The organism is Marinomonas sp. CT5 (assembly GCF_018336975.1).
Taxonomy (GTDB): Bacteria; Pseudomonadota; Gammaproteobacteria; order Pseudomonadales; family Marinomonadaceae; genus Marinomonas.
The window spans coordinates 3930238-3946864 of the sequence record NZ_CP025572.1 but is presented as its reverse complement, the minus strand read 5'-3'; the positions used below and the strand labels follow the sequence as shown (position 1 = coordinate 3946864).

Sequence of the window (16627 nt, the reverse complement as noted above, 5' to 3'; positions counted from 1 at the left end):
AGAATAAACAATATCAACAACAGCTTAGAGAAAAAGGGTTAACACAGAGCATGTCGCGCAAAGGGAATTGTTTAGATAATGCGGTTGCCGAAAATTTTTTCGGTATACTGAAAACGGAAATGTTCCATAATGAGGTGTTTAAAAATGCCGATGACCTTATTGAGCAAATCAAAGAATACATCGATTACTATAACAACGAACGAATTAAGCAGAAACTAAAAGGCCTGAGTCCGATTGAATATCGAAATCAGACCTTACTAGCTGCTTAGAAATGAGTCCAACTTTATGGGGTCACTTCACTTCACTTCATTATCTAGGCTTTTTTATTGGTAAGAGGAGGGGCTGCAAGTCTTAATCGAACGGATGGTCGATGACCGCAGTGGCTTGTAGAATCAGGCTTGGGCTTAGAATATGTTTTTTAATCAGGTTTTGGGCTGTCATTACGTCTCGGCTAAGAAGCGCCTCTACTAAGGCTTCGTGTTCTTTTTTATTGGCGTCGAATACCGACAAATCTATCATATTTTTCTTTAGCCATAAGTTGCGATAGCGGGATGCTTTTTCATACAGGCTATCACGTACTTGTAACAATGCAGGAGACTGGCAACCTTCGGCAATGGCAGTGTGAAAATCATGATGATATTGCTCCCAAAGATGAGGTTCTTTTTCCAGCAATTGAGCATGAATTTTCATTTTATGGGCGCATGCGACAATCTTTGCTTCCCATTCATCGTCTCCGCGTTCAATTGCGAGTCCGACACAAAGGGCTTCAATTTCAGAGCGAGTTTCGTAGATGTCGATCAGCTCTTTTTTAGAAATCGGATGAACGCGAAACCCGCGTTGATTCTCAACTATGACCAGTTGTTTCACCATGAGTTGAGAAAGAGCCTCTCTTAATGGCCCGACGCCAGTTTGATAGCGCTCTTTTAAGCGCGTCATGCGTAGCTTTTCACCTGGTTGAAAATAGCCTGTCAGGATGTCATAAGTGAGCGCCCCTAAGACTTGAGCGGCAGAATTATCTTTACTGTCCACATCTACTTTTCTATCTGTTTTCATCACTTGGCGCTCATTTGGGGTGTCTGTCTTAACCTACTGTTTTATCAGCAACAGTTTTTCATTTTAAGGGAAGGGCAGTAAATAGTTAAGAGTGTTGGTATAAAAGTGATTGACGTTTTTATTAAATGTATTACATTTAGGTAAAATGTCGACATTTTTTATTAATGTCTATTTTATTGTCCTGAATATTCAACTTTGCTAAAAACAAAAATAATAGGAGAGAGGCAATGAGCGCCTTGGAAAAAAAACAGGTTATAGAAACAGAATTTCATGGTTTTACCGTTACTGATTACCCAACCAGCAAACGTTTAAAAGTGGTTACATTGGACGAAGCAACGATACAAGCTTTTACTGAGGCTGTGTCAGAGTGGACGCTTCAGGGAATCGAATACAAACCATTTTTGCGTTTTGAAGTCGCTGATCGTCTAGATGCTATTACCCAATACACCTTAGGTAAATTCTTGAATACTACAATCCGAGATCGTGCTACAGGGGCTTTTTTTCTAAATTATAAAGGTCGTCCAAATGTTAAAGACGGTGAAGCCCGAACTGAGTTTGAAGTAAAGTTGTCTACGGCGATTTCTCATATTATTGGTCTGTCAAATTATGACGCTATGTATGGTCAATACTATGCACGCTTTACCGTTCGTAATGTTGATAATTCAGATAGTTACTTGCGTAAAGCCCATCGTCGTATGGAACTACATAATGACGGAACTTATGTGAATGAGCGCACTGATTATGTATTGATGCAAAAGCTGAAAGAGGAAAATATGCAAGGCGGCGACTCTTTGATGCTGCACCTTGATGACTGGGCGGAATTAGATAAATTTTATCATCACCCATTAGCAAAAAAAGACATTATATGGGGGGCGCCGAAGTCGAAGAATGTTGATGTGAAAGTTAGGCATCCAATATTTTTTGAAGAGGATGCCAACGGCAAACCATTGATGTTGTATATTGATCAGTTTGCTGAGCCGAGCAATAAAGAAGAAGGCAAATATTTATATGAAATGGGTGAGTCTTTAGAAGCCGATCCTAATTGTCTTTCTGTACCAATGCCCGTTGGTTCTATGATGGTGCTGCACAATCATTTTTGGTTACATGGCCGTGATAAGTTTGTGCCTCATCCAGACCTTTGTCGTGAATTACTTCGTCAGCGCGGGCACTTTACCGACTAAATCACGATGGAATGAAAAAAAACAGCGACAAGTGAAAGCTTGGTCGCTGTTTTAGTATACTGGGTGTAAAACCAAACCATGATCGAGCAGGAGACAATATGGTTTACGATTATATTATTATCGGTGGTGGCATTGTTGGTGTTTCCACCGCATGGCAATTGCAACAACGTCATCCAGACAAAAAAGTCTTACTACTCGAAAAAGAATCTGTGTATTCCAAGCATCAAACGGGCCACAACAGTGGGGTGATCCATGCCGGCGTGTATTACGCACCGGGCAGTTTGAAAGCAAAATTTTGTAAACAAGGTGTGAAAGCCACCATGGAATTTTGCGATAAACATAATGTGCCATACGAACAATGCGGCAAATTATTGGTAGCGACAACTGAGCTTGAAGTGGAGCGAATGAAAGCCCTGTTTGAGCGTTGCAAAGAGAATGAGCTGGATGTTGAAATGCTTAATGCCGAGCAATTGAAACAGCGAGAACCAAATATCGTTGGCTTAGGTGGTTTTTTTGTCAAAGATACGGCCATTGTTAATTATCAGCAAGTGACTACCAAAATGGCAGAAGAGTTTGTTGAGTTAGGTGGTGACGCTTTATTGAATCATGAAGTGGTTGGTTTAAAGGAAACGGCTGATAAAGTCGAAGTGGAAGCTCAACATCACGGCGCTTTAAAGTCTTTTGAAGGTCGTTTCTTGATTACTTGTTCAGGACTGATGGCAGATCGAACCACTAAAATGTTAGGTATTCCAACGAATTTTCAGATCATTCCATTTCGCGGTGAATATTACCAATTGCCAGAAAAGTACAACAAGATTGTCAATCATTTGATTTATCCCATTCCCGATCCTGATCTACCATTTTTAGGTGTGCATTTAACACGCATGATTGATGGGAGTGTCACCGTTGGACCGAATGCTGTACAAGGGTGGAAACGAGAGGGTTACGGTCGTATCAATATATCCTTACGAGATATTGCAGATATGGTGCGCTTTCCTGGCTTTTGGCGAGTATTAAAAAACAACTGGAAAACAGGCATCATTGAAATGAAAAATTCGCTTTGGAAACCCGGTTACCTTAAGTTAGTGCAGAAATATTGTCCACAATTGTCATTATCGGATTTGCAGCCTTATCCAGCGGGAATTCGAGCCCAGGCCGTTATGAAGGATGGTTCTTTGGTGCATGACTTTTTGTTTGCTGAGAGCCCGCGCAGTTTGCATGTATGTAATGCACCTTCGCCAGCAGCAACCTCAGCCATTCCGATTGGAGGTTATATTTGCGATAAAGTGGCAGAGCTCGCTCTAAGGTAAATAAGGTGTTGGGTAGATAAAAAATAAACAGGTATTTGGAAGGATTCTCTGACTTGTCACCATTTTGCAAGACAGGTCTGTGTTAGACTGGATTTCTACGAAACCTGTTGGCCAGCATGATGCTGCAACCTACTCTTTGTTTGTGTCTATGTATTAGGCGATGTTTGCTTTCTTGCAGTGGCTAGATAAAAGAGAACAGCTCTACGTCTCACATAGAGAGCTTTACCATGCAAAATTTAACGCAAGACGGACAAAACCTAGTTAACTCCCTTTCCAATCGTTACAACCTAAGCTTTGATGCTGTGATGCATATGCTGATTGCCGTGAATAATGGTAATGGTTCGATGGCACAGTTTAATTGCCCAGAACTGGGCGGTGGCGGCCAGTGGATGCGTGGTGGCATGACTATGGTTGGTGACATGTTCAATTATGGTTTGAAAACGACAGTGGATAACTTGTGTAGTGAATTGGCTAATGGTCTTGCCAATACGCAAGTATTCATGCCGCTACCTAAGGGGGCAAACTCGGCTAATCAATGGTGGCCTGATGGCCTTGGTCAGCCTTTTAGTAGTGGTGCGCAAAATAGCACTCGTTACGCTATCTTTCCGAATCGCCTTGCGGTGGAAGTGAATGGCAATGTGACGGTTTATGATACGTTAGACAATAACATTGGTGGTATTAGTCAGCAGCAGGGAAGTAATTCATCTCTGACTTTTTCTAGCCAATACGGCACGATTCCAGTGAATACCTTGCCTATTGTTTCTGGGGCTAATTCGTCTAACTCAAATACACAGAATCCAGCTCCACAGAATAACTTTGTGGCTCCGCCTGAACCAATGGCGTTTACGCCAGCTCCTGCAATGCAAGCTCCTCAAAACTTGACGAATACAGCCTCGGTCGATGAAATTATTCAGTTGATTGAAAAGTTGGCTAAGTTACGTGATATGGGCGCGATTTCAGACAATGAATACAATTCTAAGAAAACGGATCTGCTCAATCGTATTTGATTGCACCGGTCTAAGGTGCAGAAAAGAGGCTCATGTGGAGCCTCTTTTCTGAGTTTTTATTTTCCTTTTTCTAGACGGTTTTTCGACAGCGCTCTGAGGACTTTTTTGCTGAAAGTTTTCATATGTTGCTTTTGAGCATAGACACCTTGTGCAGAACGAGCATTAAAGGCGTCTTCTTTCAGTAGTTTTTGATAATTGTCCCAATGGGATTGAGCCAATTCACCACTTTCTAAGGCCTGTAAGACCTTGCAGCCAGGTTCGGTTTGGTGGGCGCAATTAGCAAACTTACATTGCTTAGCCAAAAACACAATGTCGTTAAAGGTTTGCTCTATGCCTTCTTGGGCATTGAGTAATTGCAATTCACGAATACCGGGAGTATCGATAAATATTACTCCTTTTTCATTGATTAAGAGTTGCCGAGAGGTTGTCGTGTGTTTCCCTTTATCATCATCTTCGCGAATGCCGCCTGTAATTTGTACGTTGTCGATCGTTTCATGGCTGGTGTGAGTACTTGTTCCTAGCTCGACCGCTTGATTGAACAGCGCATTAATTAAAGATGACTTGCCTACCCCTGAAGAGCCAACCATTGCGATGGTTGTGCCAGCAGTAAGGTAAGGTTTTAACGATAAAAGAGAGTCTTGCTGTAAAATTGAAATACCCACTAGGTGATGAACTTTTAAATCACGAATTGAATCTAAATAATCGTCGACCTTGTCGGTTAAATCGATTTTATTGAGCACAATGACGGGCTCAATATTCGACTCGTAAGCCATGGCAAGATAGCGTTCTAATCGTTTTAAATTAAAGTCACTATTGGCACTGGTGACAATAAAAAGGTAATCCAAATTGGCAGCCATAAGTTGTCGTTTTCGGTTGCTCAAACGTTCCAATTGGTTTTTAGCCTCTAGTACTTCAATGATGCGAAAATGCTCATGAACAGGTTCTGCAATCACCCAATCCCCCACACTTAAGTGTTCACTGACAGGCTGGAGGCTCTCCGGACAAAGTAGTTCTACTTCGCCATTTTCCCAATTAGTACCTAAACCTTTGATGACTGAGCGATGAATTGCACTGATTCGAAACACCAGTAATTCATTAGATTGCAGTTTTTCATAAGTATCAGTATTGGCTTGTTGAAGAAAAAAGTGGCTCCAACCTAAAGGCTGTAATGTAGATATATTCAATGTTTTAGCTCCGGCTAAAGAAATAAAAATTAGTTAGGACAAACTAAAAACGCCGGATGAGACAGTGTAAAGAAAGATATCTCTAAAGAAATCTTATAAGAGAGGTGGGGGAAGAAAAACGGTAATAAGAAAACTATAGCGTTATTCTAAAGCCTGATGCTCTGTACTGTCTGAGTCGGCGTTGAGTTGAATACAATCATTAATAATCTCCTTATGTATTTGAGTGAAGCTTAATAATGTGAGAGTTTTTGGAGGAGGTCAAGTCAATGAAAAGGATTTAACGTATATGGTTTCAATAGATCAGATCGGCAGAGCGGTATTAGCCTTTAGGATAGTTTGTATCTTATCTGCTGTCATTGGTTTAGCGAAATAATAGCCTTGACCATAATGGCAGCCCATTTCGATCAGTTTGTCTGCTTGAAATTTATTTTCGATCCCTTCCGCTATGACATTACTTTTGAAGGATTTGGCTAATATGATGACAGCTAATACTACAGCTTGTTTTCGATCATCTTGGTCAATGCCATCAATGAAGGTTCTGTCTATTTTTATATGGTTAACATTGAGATTACTAATGTAAGACAAAGAGCTCATACCTGTTCCAAAGTCATCGATAGCTAATTTGATTCCTGCTTCTTTAAAGTCATTTAGGCTTTTAGATATGGCGTCTATGTTGATGCTGGTTTCCGATTCAATCAGTTCAATTTCGAGTTTATTTTCCTCGATATTATGTTGCTTAAGCAAGCTTAGCGTGAAGTCCAATAAACACGGATCAAGTAGGTTATAGGGGGAAAGGTTGACCGCAATGGGGGTATACAGCCCTTGTTTGTGCCAAACATCAAGTTGTTGGATAGCGGTTGCGATAACGTAACGCCCAAACTCTTGAACACGGCCACTTTGCTCAATTAATTCAATAAAGTGTATGGGATAGAGAAGTCCATCGGTTGGGTGATGCCACCGAGCCAAGGCCTCAACACCAATAATATGCCCATCTTTTAGTGATACTTTTGGTTGATAATGAAGCTTAATTTGTTGGTTGCTGAATGCGTTATCTAAGTCTGCTCGAAGTTTTAAGCGTTGGCGACCACTCTGGATGTTTCGTTCACTGAACATGCTCCAGCCGCTACGGTTCTGCTTCGCTTCATCCATAGCGGTGTCGGCACAAAGTATCAATGCATCTGGCTCTGTGGCTTGGCTGGGATAATGAGCGAAGCCGATACTCGCTCCAGTACTAATTGCGAGTTTATTGATCATGACAGGCTCATTGCAGGCAATTATTAACTGTTGTATGAGGTTCTTTGCCTGTTCAATATTCAGATTTGGTGCCCATATAATAAATTTGTCACCGCCAAAGCGAACAATGGTTTGGGTATCGTCTAATATTTCATTTAGTTTCTTAGCGACTTTTATTAACAGGGCGTCTCCAGCGGCATGGCCAAAGGTATCATTTACCTCTTTGAATTTGTCCAAATCGATGACAAAAAGACACCCTTGCTTTGGGCTCTTCTTATAGAATTCTTCGTATTTTTTATGCTTTGGGTCAGAATAATCAATGATGATAGGTTGCAGTAAATTGCTAAGAAATAGTCGGTTTGGTAATCCGGTTAAAGCGTCATGGGTAGCCAAATGAGCCAGTGAATCGTTTTTATCCTGAACGCGTTTGTTCATCCAAGAGGAGAGTGTGATGGCAAACCAGGTGGCTAACCAGAAAACGATAATAGAGGTGATGATTAAACGTTTCATCACAAACTCCAGCGTGTTTTCAATATTGGCTGATGTTTTGATGATGACTACTTGATAGTTATTGTCCTTAACTATCTGCCAGAGAAACAACCTTCCATCAATTTGAGTTTGTCCGTTGGGGGTCTCCATGTTCGTAGGTGAGGTATTCAAAATAGGCAGTTCAGAAAGGAGTTGGTCCTTAATGTTGAGGGAGATATTATGATCCATAGACCAGTTTAAATTAGGTCCAGAGATTTTAATATAAAGCTCCGAATCCGTTAAGTGACTATCAAAGTAAACCAATTTAACCAATTTCTTTAGATGCTCTTCTTGAGTAGCATTTTCATCAATAAGTAACTCACCATGAATTAACATAGCTTGCCCTTGTAGGGATTCTAGTTCTGTCGATTGAACCAAATCAGCGGCGAGACGATACGACACCACCGTATAAATAGAGGCGACAGACAATGCGACAGCGAGACACACCATGATAAGCTTTAAGCGAAAGGACTTATCTCTTTGTAATTCTAGTAGTTCTTGCATAAAAACCTAGTGTTGGTGAAGGGCTACTTATCTTTACAAGTACTAATGCCCGCTACATGGTAAATGGGGCACCAACCTGAGAACAAAGATATTAAATTAAGAACACCAAAGAGTCCGATTGAGGCTTCTAAAATAGGTTCTTCTATATGATCACCGTTTAAAAGAGCCAACCCAGTAAAGATAATTCCTATAACGCCTCGAATTACTCTGTCCAAAGGATGTAGGTTCCTTTTCATACTAGTTTGACCTCAAGTTTGTTGATAATTCAATTACTTTTAAATGGTCTGCTTTGACTAGATTTAAAACAATACCAAGACTGTAAGGAAATGCATCCCTATGTAATTAGGCTGTAACCCGATCAAAAGGTCAGGAATTAGAGTGATGATTGGCTTTGCATGAATGAGCAAATAGAGATGAATATCGGTAAAAAATACCAAGTTATGCGTACTTTTGTAGACATCGTCTAAGTTTCTTTCATAACAGGGCTCAACTAAGATAAACTTTAGTTTTAAGATTTATTGGAAAGGGTTGTTTTTAATGCTTGTAAAGTTTTTGCGTCCAAACAATCTCTCCCGAAAAATGATGCGTGTAATTTTTTCTATTTACTTAGTTGTCACTTTACTCATCACAAGCGTGCAGTTTTTAAGTGAATATCTAAAAACACAGGCCGCAATTGTTAGTGAACTAGAACAATTGGAAGCTACGGTTCGAGGCCCGATATCGACTAGTTTATGGCAGTACAATCATAATCAGCTAGATGCGCTCACTTCTGGGCTAATCCAAATGCCAATTATTGAAGGCGTCGATGTGTTCGATCAAGATTCGCACATTGTCATTTCAAAACGGTTTTATGATTCAGATTCCGCCCCAATTTCTATTTTTGAGTCCATCTCCACGTTAAGTTGGACGTTAAATGAAAAAAGGATACCGCTCGGCACACTGGTACTTTATTCCTCTTCAGGTGTTGTTTTAGATCGAGTTTGGTTTGGTTTTACCTTGATTGCTATTACCGCTTTTATCAAATTAACGATTTTATTTTGGTTGTTCATTTGGGCCTTTGATCGATATTTAGCATCGCCATTAAGAGAGTTGATGTCACAAGTTAATGAAGTGCAACTAAGCCAAAATATCAGCAAACGCATCCGTCTTTCCAATACTGAAAATAATGAACTTAGCCAACTTCAAGAGCATATGAATACTATGCTGGGGACTATGTCGGCGGATAGGCAACGGCTCCTGGAAGATGAGCAAGCTAAGCGAGATTGGCTAGAAGAGGCCGTAGCAAAACGAACAGCAGACCTGCAAGTTCTCAATGAGAAGCTGAAGCACCTAGCAACCCGAGACTCCCTCACAGATGTGTTAAATCGAGGTAGCTTTTTTGATTCCGCGCAGCAACAGTTGGAGCTATCTCAGCGTCAGAAATCAACCGTCTCTTTTATTTTAATGGATTTAGATTACTTCAAGCGAATTAATGACACTTATGGTCATTTTGTGGGAGATAAAGTATTAATTCATTTCACTCAAACACTGCAAAGCTTTTTGAGGCAATCAGATCTTCTTGGCCGAGTCGGAGGCGAAGAATTTGCCATCTTTTTACCCGATACAGGGTTAGATAATGCCTTTCAACTGGCTGATAGAATACGTCAAGCCATTAGTGATTCCGTATTAGACGTTGAGGGTAAGAGTGTTACCTATACCGTCAGCCTTGGAATTGAATCATCCAAACCAGAAGATAAATTAATTGATGATTTGTTTAAACGTGCTGATTTAAAACTGTATGGAGCGAAAGATAAAGGGAGAGATCGTGTTGAAAAATAGTCATTGTAGAATCTTGTCTTTTCTTATGTTCACTATGGTCATGGTTATGTCGACTCTAAGTCAGGCCAGTATACTCAAAGTCTGTTACGATCAATGGCCGCCTATGACGATATTTCCAACCAAAGAAGCTCCAGATCGTGGTGTGGTAATTGATATGATAGAACATATCTACGTATCAAAAGGTTATCGTCTGGAGTTCTACGAAGTGCCACTCGCAAGAGGGTTGGACATGGTATCAGATGGACTTTGTGACATGCTGCCAGAATATCTCTACTCAAAAAACTCAGATAATGATTTTGTTTATGCTGATGAGCCTACCTTTGCTTACGACAGTGCGTTTGTTGTTAGGCGAGATGATCTATGGCGTTATACAGGGGTTGAATCGTTGAAGAGTCGACGGATTGCTACCGGTCCTGGTTGGGACTACAGCTCAATGAGTGTTGACTATCAAGATTATCTTGATGATCCAAAAAACGCCGAGTTTGTTGAAGTCATCGCAGGTTATGATGATGTTGTTGATCGTATTTTTCAGATGATAAAAGAAAACCGAGTGGATATATACGCAGATAATGAACTTGTGCTGCAGTATGTTTTAAATCAGTTGGATTTGAATAATGAGCTGATCCTTGTGCGTCCAGGGTTGGAAAAAAGGTTGGTCGAAATGCCCATTTTCTCAAAGGAAATTCCAGTAGGGCAAAGACAAGCTTTGATTGACATTTGGAATAAGGGACGCCTAGCCATTAAGGGAGAACAAGAAGAATCTCTTCTTCGTAAGTACCAAGTGTCGCTAGATAAGTAGTGTTAAAGAGACTTGCATAGATTTGGACTAGTTGTGCACGGTGATCAGTGAAAAGCACCATAAGATTCTCTATAAGATCATCAATAGATACGGACAATAGATGTCAACTAATACAAAGAACCATCAACTTGATCCTATTGATGTGGTTATCACTTGGGTTGATGGAAATGCCATAAAACACCGTCAGAAACGTCAAAAATACATGGCAATGGAATCCCAGCCACTGCATGAAAACACGGTAAACCCACACCGTTGGATGTGCAACGATGAAATCTTGTATTGCATCCAGTCCATTGAAAATAATGCCCCATGGATAGGAAAAATCTGGATAGTGGTTGATGACAAAGGTCCCGATTTATCAAGCCTCTCAGAAAACATTCGAGCTAAAGTGCATCTGGCTTATCATGCAGACATTTTCGCTGGCTTCACGCATGTCTTACCCACCTTTAATTCTTTGACTATTGAAAGCATGTTGTGGCGAATAGAAGGGCTGAGTGAGCGATTTATCTACTTTAATGATGATGTGTTCTTGGCTGCACCATTAAAACCGACCGATGTGTTTGATGGCCTAGCACCTGTTTTACGTGGCAGATGGGCTGATTTTAGTAAGCGAATTAGTGGCAGTGAAGCTCGTGTTGATCCGGCTAAATTTCATTATTTTATGCAGGTGAATGCCGCTAAAATCTTAGGCTTTTGTGCGTCAGAACTGTATTCCGCAGCTCATGTAGTCCATCCATTTCGACGTTCAAAAATGGCTGAACTCTTTGCTCGTTTCCCCGATAGCTTTGTAAAGAACATCCAGTATAAATTCCGCAATTTAGAACAGTTTTTTCCTCAAGGATTGCATAACCACGCCTGTATTTTGGATAAAGAAGCCAAACTCTGCACGGTAGATGACCATCTTCATATCTCTAGCGGATATGGGAAAGGACAACCTCTTACTGATACGTTAGCGATATTGCGTAAAGCGACCGATCCTGCCATCAAGTTTTTATGTGTGAATGACCTTCCTCAATTGGTAGAAATCATTCCAAACGCAGCGGATTGGATTGCTCAAGCCATTGGCGGATTTCCGCAGAAAAAGCGATTAAGTCAGCAACCGGATGACATCTTGATGGATTTGGCCTAAGCATTACGAGGCGACGCATAACAAACTATGACGGAGATTTAGTTGTAGCCCAGTGAAGCAAACTTTTCTCCTAAAAGGCTAAGAAATCACTTTACCTCAGCTTAGGTTGAGGTTTTATAGTGGCATTTCTTAGGACTATTAGGGAGAAAAAGTATGAAACTGGAACACATAAATTTAGTTGTGCAGGACATGGAAACGACCTTAGCTTTTTACCAAGCGGCCTTTCCTCATTGGCGTATTCGAGCCCAAGGTCAGGCCGATTGGTACGGCGTTCAGCGTAATTGGGTACACTTTGGCGATGATTATCAATTTCTTACCTTCAACGATAATGGCACTGGAGAAAGTCGAGACATTAAGAGTAACCAACTGGGTGTCGCGCATTTTGCTTATGAAACCCAGAATGTCGAAGCGGTTATTCACCGTTTAAGAGACGCCGGTTTTCAAGAGTCTCACCGCGGAAGAGAAAACCCTCATCGGAAAAATGTTTATTTCATTGATCCTTCCGGCATAGAGCTGGAGTTTGTGCAGTACTTTTCTGATTTACCGGAAGAGCGTAACAACAGTGAAGATGGCTAAAGTCGCCGTTTTATAGGTCCTGCTGTTTACTTTGGCAATAAGAAAGTAAAAGCCGCTCATACAGGAATGGCGGCTTTTAAGCTTTTTTAACATTAGGATTAATGTTTAGTATTGAGAGTCTTTTAATACTCGTTCGCCATAGATGCCATTTTTGGGAATCGGTTTGTAGCTAGAGTTAGCCGCGCGCATCACACGAATTCCTTCTGCACCTGCGTTACGGGCAGAAATAATGTCATCATCTGCATCGCCGTAATAGATTTTAATGTCATTATTTTTGATGTACTTAGTTTTCGTGTATTCAGTACGGCTTGATCCCGCAAAAATAACATCATGCATCTCTTTGATATTGAATGCTTTTTTCAAATATTCTGTAGTGAAATCACAATCTGAACCGGTACGACCAGTGATGAAATAAATGCGATCACCTCGTTCTTGGTGCATGGCAATCAACTCTTTAGCAATGTTCTTGGGCATGCTGAATGCGTCCCAACCACAGTTTGCCTTATCCCAAAAGTCTTGATTTGTTAGGTAAGAATACCCATTTGGAGAGAACTCTTGCTGACCACGGTAAAAAACTGGCGTGCTAAACAAGGTGGTATCATCGATATCAAAACCCACTGCAAAAGGGGCTTTTCCCTGCAATTCTTTCTGGATATCCGCAACAGAAATCATCGTCACATCTGCTGGCATGCCCGCCGTAGTCATATCAATGGTGGAATAGCCTTTATGAGTACCTGGTGTTTTTGGGTCCGCGTTAGCAGATAAACTAGCGACACAAGCCAGTGCAAGTGTTATCGAGCGTAAAGTATGGTTCACATTGTTCCCTATCGGTTTCATTGTTAAAAACGGGCGTATCTTATCGCTAATATATATGACTTTCTATCTCCTTGTTTTGATTAGAAAGAATCTGCGAATGAGGTTGCTTAGATAGACTGACTTCTTACCAAGGAACAGGCTTCATCGATCTACTGGTAAGAAAGGGAACCAATAGACCGATGTTTTCGCTTTATTATTTACTGCTTAGCTCAACAACGACGTTTACCTCGCCTAAATCGGTGCTCAAGCGTGAGCCCGATTCAGATACCTTGGTAAAACGCAGCGTATTAGCTAAGGTTTCTGCCTTGATGTAATTAAGGTGATGTTGGCACCAATGCGTCAGTACGTCACTCGCTTCAATACGAATGTCGATACGATCCAAGACCTTGTAGCCCTGTTGTTTACGCATTTTCTGTATGTGGCTAACCATTTCTCGCATGGCGCCTTCCGCCACCAATTCTTCCGTCAGTTCTGGGTCGATGCTGATCGACACAAAACGGTTGGAGGTGGTGTGTGTGCCTACTTTTGCTTGACGATAAACGTGAATCTCCTCATGGTTAAATACTTGCCCATCCACCTCGATTTGCCCGTGGGTTTCTAGGTGCTCCAGCTCTTGCTCATTGAGTTGCGCAATGCGTGCTGCATAGTATTTCATTTGCTTGCCAAGACGTTTGCCTAAAACAGGGAAATTCGCTTTCGCGTAGAAGTCGATGTAGTCATTCTCTTGTTGGCTAAAGATTACGTTTTTTATGTTCAACTCGGTTTGAATGTAATCCGTCAAACGAGCGATGTCGTTCAGTACCTGAGCCTCTTTATGCAATACGGTCAGCGATTTAAGCGGGGTTTTTAGCTTGATTTTCAAATCGTTACGCAGTTGACGACCCATTACCAAGATGTGCTGAACACGAGCGACACTGGCTTCTAAGTCTTCGTTTTTTAACGCCGCATTTGCTGTGGGGTAGTCGCATAAATGCACTGACTCTGGTCTTTCGTTAGCGGAAAAAGGTAACAGCTCTTGGTATAAATGCTCCGCAAGAAACGGCGTAAAAGGTGCCATTAACCTGCTGAATGTATCCAAACAAGAGTACAAAGTGTGATAAGCCTGCTGTTTGTCTTCATTCAATTCTTTTTGCCAAAAGCGGGCTCGATTCAAACGGATATAGCCATTGGTGAGATCTTCGATAAACTCAAATAGCGCAGGCACCACGTTGTAGAGATGGTAGGCTTGCATCTCCTGATTGACCTTAGTGGTTAGGGTTTGCAGGCGAGACAATATCCACTGATCCAAGATGTTATCAGAGAATTTGTCCGATCCTGAGCCTTGCCATTGGTCGATCTCGGCGTAGGTCGAGAAGAAGCGAAAACCATTGAGCCAAGGCAACAACACCTGACGCACCATGTCTTGTACGCCTGCATCAGAAAAACGCTGCTCTTCCGCTTTAACCAAGCCAGAGTTGATCAAATAGAGGCGCAAAGCATCCGCTCCGTAATGCTCCATCAGAGTGTCTGGGGGCGTGTAGTTTTTGAGGCGTTTGGACATCTTCTTGCCATCTTCCGCCATCACGATGCCATTGACGATAACGTTTTTAAACGCTGGTCGCCCGAACAAACATTGGCTGAGAACTTGTAAGGTATAAAACCAGCCTCGTGTTTGATCCACTCCTTCTGCGATAAACGCTGCTGGGAAGTTTTGCTCAAATTGCGCTTTATTTTCAAAGGGGTAGTGCACTTGTGCATAAGGCATGGCACCGGACTCAAACCAGCAATCGAATACTTCCGCAATGCGTCGATAAGTGCCTGGTTCCTCTGGAAGGGAGAAAGTCAGCTCATCAACATGATCACGATGCAAATCGTCGACGGTTACGCCGGTATAGTTTTTTAACTCTTCTATGGAGCCAAGGCACAAATGTTTTCCTGTTGTATCGTTTACCCAGATTGGCAGCGGAGTGCCCCAATAGCGGTTACGCGACACCGACCAATCGATCGCCCCTTCTAACCATTTGCCCATTCGGCCTTGTTGGATATGCTCTGGTACCCAATTGATCTGTTCGTTGTTGGCTTGTAGCTCGGCACGCATTTGCTCTACCTTGATGTACCAAGAGGGCACAGAACGGTAGATGATGGGCGTATCGGAGCGAGGGCAAAAAGGATAACTATGGGTGATGGTTTCCTGACGGTACAAAAGATCACGCGCCTTTAATGTTTGCATGATGGCTTTATCGGCCTCTTTCACATACAAGTTCTTGAAGTCAGTCACTTCATGGGTGAAGCGGCCACGGCTGTCCAAAGGGCAAACTGAGGCATGTAGACCATTGGCCTTGCAGACGCGGTTATCGTCTTCACCAAAGGCAGGGGCCATGTGGACAATGCCTGTACCACTGCCAGTCGAGACAAAATCATCGGCAAATACTTGGAAAGCGCCGGACGCATTCAAGTGGCTAAAATAGGGGAAAAGCGGTTCATAGCGTTTACCACTCAAGTCGGCTCCCACAACTCTATCAAGCACCTCTACATCATGGCCTTTGCACACAGATTCTAGTTGCGCCTCGGCGAGCCAAAGGGTCTGGTTGATAGTGCTATCATGGACTTTGACATAAGGAATGTCTGGGCCAACACACAGGGCAAGGTTTGAAGGCAGTGTCCAAGGTGTGGTTGTCCAAGCGGCAAAATAGGCGTCTTCCTCTACGAGTTTAAACAACACTGTGACCGCAGGGTCTTGAACGTCCTTGTAGTTAGAACTGGCTTCAAAGTTGGATAATACGGTTTCCAGCTCAGTGGAGTAGGCGATAACCTTGTCTCCTTGGTAGACGAGTCCTTTGTCCCACAATTGTTTAAAGACCCACCAAACGGATTCCATGTACCAAGGCTCCATGGTGCGATAATCGTTGTCAAAATCTACCCAGCGGCCAAGGCGCGTGATGGTCTTTTCCCACTCGCTGGCATAACGCTGAACAATGCCACGGCATTCCGCGTTGTAACGAGCGATACCCAGCGATTCAACCGCTTCTTTGGCGGACATACCAAGAGACTTATCGATTTCATGCTCGATGGGCAAACCATGACAATCCCAACCAAAACGTCGCTCTACATGGAATCCTTTCATCGTAAAGTAACGCGGGATGATGTCTTTGATGGTTGATGCCACCAGATGACCATGATGGGGCAACCCCGTTGCAAACGGCGGTCCATCGTAAAACACATAGTCAGGTTTATGTTTTGACTCGGCAAGGGAACGCTTAAAAATCTGTTTGTCCTGCCAAAATGTCAGCACAGCCTGTTCAGTATCCACGAACGAAAAACGCTCGGATGCAGAGGGGTTATTCGCCTCGGGGGCTAAATGCGAAGGGGAGTCTTGAGTACTCATATCGGCTTCCTGTTAAAACCCAAGAAGCCGAAAAAAGAAACCCGCCTCTTGGGCGGGTTTGCTTTATTTACTCAACAACGAACCCACCACTCCTAGGAATGATGATAATAATTCGTTGTTGAGTA

Annotated in this window: 14 protein-coding genes; 8 read left to right on the top strand and 6 right to left on the bottom strand. The window is 42.2% G+C overall.

Going from position 1 to position 16627, the window contains the following annotated elements:
- On the top strand, positions 1-269 hold a 269-nt coding region (locus C0J08_RS18845), incomplete at its 5' end, for an IS3 family transposase (RefSeq protein ID WP_212652702.1).
- An 82-nt stretch (positions 270-351) separates the two neighbouring features.
- Here the strand turns inward: C0J08_RS18845 and csiR are convergent.
- Entirely contained in the window at positions 352-1053 is a 702-nt protein-coding gene (csiR, locus tag C0J08_RS18840) for a DNA-binding transcriptional regulator CsiR (protein ID WP_212653434.1), read from the bottom strand.
- Between the two features lie 227 nt (positions 1054-1280).
- On the opposite strand from csiR, the gene glaH reads away from it, so the two are divergent.
- The 3 genes from glaH to C0J08_RS18825 all read left to right on the top strand — a co-directional run bounded on the left by glaH (position 1281) and on the right by C0J08_RS18825 (position 4551).
- On the top strand, positions 1281-2234 hold the full coding sequence (gene glaH, locus C0J08_RS18835) for a glutarate dioxygenase GlaH (RefSeq protein WP_212653433.1): 954 nt from the start codon (positions 1281-1283) through the stop codon (positions 2232-2234).
- A gap of 98 nt (positions 2235-2332) precedes the next feature.
- The gene (lhgD, locus tag C0J08_RS18830; RefSeq protein WP_212653432.1) at positions 2333-3544 is read left to right on the top strand and encodes an L-2-hydroxyglutarate dehydrogenase; all 1212 of its coding nucleotides are present in this window, start codon (positions 2333-2335) and stop codon (positions 3542-3544) included.
- A gap of 227 nt (positions 3545-3771) precedes the next feature.
- Positions 3772-4551 (top strand): SHOCT domain-containing protein, encoded by a 780-nt coding sequence (locus C0J08_RS18825; protein WP_212653431.1) that lies wholly within the window; start codon positions 3772-3774, stop codon positions 4549-4551.
- 56 nt (positions 4552-4607) lie between these two features.
- Here C0J08_RS18825 and rsgA read toward each other — a convergent pair whose 3' ends face one another.
- From rsgA to C0J08_RS18810, 3 genes are all read right to left on the bottom strand, one after another.
- The gene (gene rsgA / locus C0J08_RS18820; RefSeq protein ID WP_212653430.1) at positions 4608-5735 is read right to left on the bottom strand and encodes a ribosome small subunit-dependent GTPase A; all 1128 of its coding nucleotides are present in this window, start codon (positions 5733-5735) and stop codon (positions 4608-4610) included.
- 300 nt (positions 5736-6035) lie between these two features.
- Complete coding sequence (locus C0J08_RS18815) at positions 6036-8000, bottom strand: putative bifunctional diguanylate cyclase/phosphodiesterase (protein WP_212653429.1); 1965 nt, start codon at positions 7998-8000, stop codon at positions 6036-6038.
- 23 nt (positions 8001-8023) lie between these two features.
- Entirely contained in the window at positions 8024-8236 is a 213-nt protein-coding gene (locus C0J08_RS18810) for a YgaP family membrane protein (protein WP_212653428.1), read from the bottom strand.
- 301 nt (positions 8237-8537) lie between these two features.
- Between C0J08_RS18810 and C0J08_RS18805 the strand changes: the two genes are divergently transcribed.
- From C0J08_RS18805 to C0J08_RS18790, 4 genes are all read left to right on the top strand, one after another.
- The gene (locus C0J08_RS18805) at positions 8538-9818 is read left to right on the top strand and encodes a GGDEF domain-containing protein (protein WP_212653427.1); all 1281 of its coding nucleotides are present in this window, start codon (positions 8538-8540) and stop codon (positions 9816-9818) included.
- A gap of 46 nt (positions 9819-9864) precedes the next feature.
- On the top strand, positions 9865-10617 hold the full coding sequence (locus C0J08_RS18800; RefSeq protein ID WP_249344377.1) for a substrate-binding periplasmic protein: 753 nt from the start codon (positions 9865-9867) through the stop codon (positions 10615-10617).
- 100 nt (positions 10618-10717) lie between these two features.
- Positions 10718-11746, top strand: a complete 1029-nt coding sequence (locus tag C0J08_RS18795; protein WP_212653425.1) for a stealth family protein — start codon at positions 10718-10720, stop codon at positions 11744-11746.
- A gap of 153 nt (positions 11747-11899) precedes the next feature.
- Positions 11900-12322 carry a VOC family protein gene (locus C0J08_RS18790; RefSeq protein WP_212653424.1) on the top strand — a complete coding sequence of 141 codons (423 nt, stop codon included), beginning with the start codon at positions 11900-11902 and terminating at the stop codon, positions 12320-12322.
- 105 nt (positions 12323-12427) lie between these two features.
- Here C0J08_RS18790 and aphA read toward each other — a convergent pair whose 3' ends face one another.
- Together aphA and ileS are read right to left on the bottom strand one after the other, a co-directional pair.
- A complete protein-coding gene (gene aphA, locus C0J08_RS18785) occupies positions 12428-13138 on the bottom strand; it encodes an acid phosphatase AphA (protein ID WP_212653423.1) in 711 nt (236 codons plus the stop codon).
- Positions 13139-13331: 193 nt separating this feature from the next.
- Positions 13332-16502, bottom strand: a complete 3171-nt coding sequence (gene ileS, locus C0J08_RS18780; protein ID WP_212653422.1) for an isoleucine--tRNA ligase — start codon at positions 16500-16502, stop codon at positions 13332-13334.
- Positions 16503-16627 lie beyond the last annotated feature (125 nt).

Bases quoted from the DNA above. Each gene is read 5' to 3' on its own strand.
- C0J08_RS18795 (WP_212653425.1), top strand. From the start codon at position 10,718: ATGTCAACTAATACAAAGAACCATCAACTTGATCCTATTGATGTGGTT.
- C0J08_RS18815 (WP_212653429.1), bottom strand. From the start codon at position 8,000: ATGCAAGAACTACTAGAATTACAAAGAGATAAGTCCTTTCGCTTAAAG.
- ileS (WP_212653422.1), bottom strand. From the start codon at position 16,502: ATGAGTACTCAAGACTCCCCTTCGCATTTAGCCCCCGAGGCGAATAAC.
- glaH (WP_212653433.1), top strand. From the start codon at position 1,281: ATGAGCGCCTTGGAAAAAAAACAGGTTATAGAAACAGAATTTCATGGT.
- lhgD (WP_212653432.1), top strand. From the start codon at position 2,333: ATGGTTTACGATTATATTATTATCGGTGGTGGCATTGTTGGTGTTTCC.
- csiR (WP_212653434.1), bottom strand. From the start codon at position 1,053: ATGAAAACAGATAGAAAAGTAGATGTGGACAGTAAAGATAATTCTGCC.
- C0J08_RS18810 (WP_212653428.1), bottom strand. From the start codon at position 8,236: ATGAAAAGGAACCTACATCCTTTGGACAGAGTAATTCGAGGCGTTATA.
- C0J08_RS18790 (WP_212653424.1), top strand. From the start codon at position 11,900: ATGAAACTGGAACACATAAATTTAGTTGTGCAGGACATGGAAACGACC.
- C0J08_RS18805 (WP_212653427.1), top strand. From the start codon at position 8,538: ATGCTTGTAAAGTTTTTGCGTCCAAACAATCTCTCCCGAAAAATGATG.
- C0J08_RS18825 (WP_212653431.1), top strand. From the start codon at position 3,772: ATGCAAAATTTAACGCAAGACGGACAAAACCTAGTTAACTCCCTTTCC.
- C0J08_RS18800 (WP_249344377.1), top strand. From the start codon at position 9,865: ATGTCGACTCTAAGTCAGGCCAGTATACTCAAAGTCTGTTACGATCAA.